This is a genomic window from Desulforhabdus sp. TSK, from assembly GCF_022836495.1.
In the GTDB taxonomy this organism is placed as follows: Bacteria; Desulfobacterota; Syntrophobacteria; order Syntrophobacterales; family Syntrophobacteraceae; genus Desulforhabdus.
This window is the reverse complement of the sequence record NZ_BQXM01000299.1, coordinates 1-223: the sequence shown is the minus strand read 5'-3', so window position 1 is coordinate 223 and position 223 is coordinate 1. Positions and strand designations below refer to the sequence as shown.

Genomic DNA, 223 nt, shown 5'->3' with positions numbered 1-223 from the left:
ACCGGACTCTTTGATGAGCCCAGAGAGGGACGTCCCTTGAAGCTGAGCAGAGAGGATGAAGAGTTTATCCGAAGCCAAATAGGCGAGGAGCCCCGGAATGTGAAGAAAATACTCGCTTTGCTTCAAGATAAGAGAGGAAAGCAGGTGAGCGAGTGGACGGTCAAGAGGGCTCTCAAGAAGGCCAATCTCAGGTGGAAGCGTGTCCGCAAATCCCTCAAATCCA

1 protein-coding gene is annotated in these 223 nt (G+C 52.0%); it reads left to right on the top strand.

Translation table 11 applies throughout. From position 1 onward, the window contains the following. The coding region (locus MWC30_RS23290; protein WP_368860943.1) for a helix-turn-helix domain-containing protein at window positions 1-223 on the top strand (223 nt) is incomplete at both ends.